The organism is Kitasatospora putterlickiae, from assembly GCF_039527695.1.
Taxonomy (GTDB): Bacteria; Actinomycetota; Actinomycetes; order Streptomycetales; family Streptomycetaceae; genus Kitasatospora; species Kitasatospora putterlickiae.
Genome location: NZ_BAAAKJ010000372.1, coordinates 19,348 through 22,887 on the forward strand (window position 1 = coordinate 19,348; position 3,540 = coordinate 22,887).

Here is a 3,540-nt window from a genome sequence, read left to right on the forward strand (position 1 = left end):
CGTCGGGGAGGCGGGCGGCCCCTTCCCGCGCTCCCGGTGTCACGGCTCCTGGGGGAGCAGCAGCCAGAGCGCCAGGTAGATGAGGAACTGCGGGCCGGGCAGCAGGCAGGAGGCCAGGAAGAGGGCGCGCACGGTCCACGGCGTGAGCCCGAAGCGCTCGGCGATCCCGGCGCAGACGCCGGCGATGACGCGGTTGTGGCGGGGGCGGGCGAGGCGGCTCATGGCGGACTCCAATGGCTGTGGTGACGCCGTCGGCCGGTCCCTCCGGCTGGCGTACTTCCATGCTCCGCCACCGCCCCGCCGAGAACGTCCCCCCGCAAGCCGATCCCGTCCCTGACCTGCGTCCTAACCGGGCACGACCCCCTCTCAGGGTTCCCCTCAGGGTCGGCCCGGAGATTGCGGGGCGTGCGGAGCGGGAAGTCGGCCCGCCCGACTTCCCGCGCGCGGCCGTTCGGTTTCCCGGGATTCCCATGAGCTCCGGGCGGTTCTAGCATCGGCGTAGCCGCGTGGGCGCACAGCGTCCTGAGTGCGGACGCGTGCCCGTCGTCTCTGGGGGGGGAGACCGCATGGCGGACCATCGGGGCCGGCTGCTGGGCGCCGCACTGTTGGTCGCGACCCTCGGGGCGTGCACGTCCTCGGGTCCCGGTGGCGGCAAGGGCGACCCGCTGCCCGTCAAGCCCCGGGCGGAAGCGGTGGCGTGGGCGCGTGACGTGGTGGAGCACCTGGCGCTGGTGGTCGAGGTCCGGCTGAACGACAAGCCTGCCGGCACCAACTTCAGCCGGTGCTTCGGGAAGAAGCGCGAGCCCTTCTTCGAAGACCGCTACGAGTTGATCTACAGCGCGACGTCGGACACCCCGGACGTCCGGCACGCCGAGGTGGTGCGCAGAGCCCGGGACCGGCTGCTGGGCGACGGGTTCGAGGTCACCGACTTCCGTGTGAGGACCGACGGGACGCCGCGCTCGCTGGTCGCCGCCCGCCATCCCGGGAGCCGTCACCAGGTGTCCGTGCGGAGCGGGGAAGGCGGCGACTCGCTGGCCTTCGTCGTCATCACGCCGTGCCTCCAGGAGCCGCCCGGCGGTTAGGCCCTCTCTTTCGGATCACGGCGACCGCCTGGCGCGGTCCGGGGAGAGGGGGCCCCGGGCACCAGGACGACCTTGCCGAGGTTGCGGCGCCGCTCGATGAGGGTGTGGGCGTGGGCGGCGGCCGTGAGGGGGAGTTCGGCGTGGACGGCGGGGCGCAGGGTGCCGGCGGCGCGGCGGTGCCAGAGATCGGCGCGCCAGCGGGCGTAGAGCCCGGGCCGGCCGACGGCGATCGCGCGGATCTGGAAGCCGATGACGGAGGCGCCGCGCAGCAGGAGTTCGTACGCCTCGACCGTGCCGCCGCCGGAGCTGTAGGCGACCAGCCGGCCGCCGGTGGCGAGGGCGCGGACGGCGGTGGGGAGGAGGTCGCCGCCGACGCCGTCGAGGATCGCGTCGTACGGGCCGTGGCGGTCGAGGTCCTGGTACGTCACGACCTCGTCGGCGCCGAGGGAGCGGACGAAGTCGGCCTTGGCGGCGCTGCCGACGGCGGCGACGACGCGACCCGCGCCGCCGGCCCGGGCGTACTGGAGGGCGAGCGTGCCGACCCCGCCGGCGGCGGCCGTGACCAGGACGGACTCACCCGGTTCGACGCGCGCCGCCTCGTAGGCGCCGCGCGCGACGAGGCCGCTGCGGACGAGGGCGACGGCCTCGACGGCGGTCGCGTCGTCCGGGACCCGGGAGGCCATCGCGGCGGGCAGGACGGCGAATTCGGCGTAGGCGTCGGCGAAGCAGAGCCCGGTGACGCGGTCGCCGGGCGCGAAGGAGGTGACGCCGGGGCCGGTGGCGACGACGCGGCCGGCGATCTCGCCGCCGAGGGGGAGCGGTTCGCGGCTGTCGCGGAGTCTGCGGACGGTGGGCAGGGTGACGCCGACCGCCTCCACCTGGACCAGCAGTTCCCCGGCGCCGGCCTCCGGCGGCGCCGCGTCTTCGGCGTGCAGGAGTCCGGGGCCGCCGTCGACCTCATGGCGGATGCGCAGCACGGGACCTCCCCGATCCGGTGAATTCATTGGGCATCCCAACGGTAATGGGGGGTCGTTGGGGTGTCCAATGAAAATCGGAGTAGGCTGGAGAGCGTGACCACGCCCCTCCAGCACATCCAGACCCTGCCGAGCTGGCTCGCCGGCCGCGTCGCGTCGCGGGGGCGGGGGCTGGTCGCCGACGCGATCGCGGTGGAGGGGCTGAAGCTCCTCCAGCACGCCGTGCTCGCCGGCGTCGCCGAGTACGGGCCGGTGGCGCAGGCCGAGTTGGGGCGCCGCCTCGCCGTCGACCCCAAGGACATGGTCGGAGCGCTCAACCACCTCCAGCGGGCCGGCTACGTCCTGCGGTCACCGGACCCGGCCGACCGGCGGAAGAACGCCGTCACCGTCACCCCGGAGGGTGTCGCCGTGCTCGCCCGCTGCGCGGAGCTGGCGGAGGCGGCCAACGCGGAGCTGCTGGCGGCGCTCAACCCCGATGAGCAGCGGCAGTTGATGGCGTTTCTGGGGCGCTTGCACCAGGCCGGGGCGTGAACGGGACGGTGACGTCCGCGACGTGCTCGTGGCCGGCGGCATGCCGCTGGCGCGCAGCGGCGCGATGTCCATATGCCGAAGCGATCCACGAAGACGCGCTTCGCGACTGCCTTGTGTCACCATCCGGGTCCTGCCGTTCGCGGCACTGAAGAATCCGCCGTACGCGGGTCAATTCCTTTTGCTGGGCCCACGGGTGGCGAACCTCGCCGGCATTGCTGTGGATCACCCAAGCCGCACCGAGTATCTTGGCGACCGGCATTCGACCGAGACGTAGCGCAGGACGTTCAGCCAGTTGAGCGATCTGCGCCGCCCCCTGGTCGACACATTGACGCAGCGAAGCCTGGTTCCCCCCTTCCGGCCGTCCAGGCCGGCGAGTTCGACCACCTCTCCTGAAACAGCTCAGCTCCGGAGGACCCCCACCGATGAACGCCAACGCCTGGCGTATCCGGCTCATCGTTCGCACCACCCAGGTCGGCGTCATCGGAGGGGCCCTCTGGGGCGCCCTGGTCGCCCTCGTTGCCTTCCACTACACCTCGGTACCCGTCGGGGCCATGGTGGGGCTCCTCTTCGGGACCTTCGTCTCCATACCCACCGGCTCCCTCCTCTCCGCCCTCCCCAGGCGGCTCGCCTTCCACCGCTACTCCGCCCCCACCCTCGGCGCCCTCCTCACAGCCTCCGCCGGCTACCTCGTGCTCGCCCGCGTCCTCCGTGAACCGCACGCCCTCCTCCACCTCGGCGTCGCCCTCCTCTTCCTGCTCTCCACCACCCTCACCGCCACCGCCTTCTCCTTCGCCGTCCGCAGCCTCCGCCGCGCCGGCTAGAAGGGCCTGTGCGCAGGCGGAAGCTGCGCTGAACCCGGTCGGGCGCGTTCCTCCTCGCCTGATCAGCCCGGCACTCAAAGGCCTCCGTGGAGCAGGAAGTCGACGGGGCCGACTTCCTGCTCCACCGGCTGG

Annotated in this window: 5 protein-coding genes; 3 read left to right on the forward strand and 2 right to left on the reverse strand. The window is 73.1% G+C overall.

All coding sequences use genetic code 11. The annotated features are described in order from the left end of the window. Nucleotides 1-39: 39 nt before the first annotated feature. The gene (locus tag ABD308_RS32995; RefSeq protein WP_344343248.1) at nucleotides 40-222 is read right to left on the reverse strand and encodes a PspC domain-containing protein; all 183 of its coding nucleotides are present in this window, start codon (nucleotides 220-222) and stop codon (nucleotides 40-42) included. Between the two features lie 344 nt (nucleotides 223-566). Between ABD308_RS32995 and ABD308_RS33000 the strand changes: the two genes are divergently transcribed. After that, entirely contained in the window at nucleotides 567-1,082 is a 516-nt protein-coding gene (locus ABD308_RS33000; RefSeq protein WP_344343250.1) for a hypothetical protein, read from the forward strand. On the opposite strand, the gene ABD308_RS33005 is transcribed toward ABD308_RS33000, so the two are convergent. Then, nucleotides 1,079-2,059 carry a quinone oxidoreductase family protein gene (locus ABD308_RS33005; protein WP_344343252.1) on the reverse strand — a complete coding sequence of 327 codons (981 nt, stop codon included), beginning with the start codon at nucleotides 2,057-2,059 and terminating at the stop codon, nucleotides 1,079-1,081. The two genes, ABD308_RS33000 and ABD308_RS33005, sit on opposite strands and share 4 nt — an antisense overlap. A gap of 93 nt (nucleotides 2,060-2,152) precedes the next feature. On the opposite strand from ABD308_RS33005, the gene ABD308_RS33010 reads away from it, so the two are divergent. Next, entirely contained in the window at nucleotides 2,153-2,587 is a 435-nt protein-coding gene (locus tag ABD308_RS33010; protein ID WP_344343254.1) for a MarR family winged helix-turn-helix transcriptional regulator, read from the forward strand. 422 nt (nucleotides 2,588-3,009) lie between these two features. Then, nucleotides 3,010-3,408, forward strand: coding sequence for a hypothetical protein (locus ABD308_RS33015; protein ID WP_344343256.1), 399 nt, complete (start codon nucleotides 3,010-3,012; stop codon nucleotides 3,406-3,408). Nucleotides 3,409-3,540 lie beyond the last annotated feature (132 nt).